At 70.0% G+C, this 243-nt stretch carries 1 protein-coding gene; it reads right to left on the bottom strand.

Annotation, left to right across the window (positions count from 1 at the left end):
- Positions 1 to 243, bottom strand: a 243-nt coding sequence (locus R0J88_RS22775; RefSeq protein ID WP_410901288.1) for a pyridoxal-phosphate dependent enzyme, incomplete at both ends; no start/stop codon positions are given.

The raw sequence follows: 243 nt of genomic DNA on the forward strand, positions 1-243 counted from the left end.
CTCCTCCTCGACCAGCCGATTGACCTCGTGGAAGGCCTCGTCCTGACTGCGCCCGACCCGGCGTACCTCGACACTGCCACCAGTGGCACCGCCCAGCTCACCCAGCGCCTCGATGGCACGCACCTTGTTGGCGGGCACCTGCTCGGAGAGACAGATGACCGCCCTGAGGCCACGGCGCATCGCGGCGTAGGCCAGCGCGCGACCATGATTGCCGGTGGAGGCGGTGGTCACGCCGCGCTGGAG

The sequence above is a fragment of the Pseudoalteromonas sp. SIMBA_162 genome (genome assembly GCF_046535955.1).
GTDB classification, from domain to species: Bacteria; Pseudomonadota; Gammaproteobacteria; order Enterobacterales; family Alteromonadaceae; genus Pseudoalteromonas; species Pseudoalteromonas marina.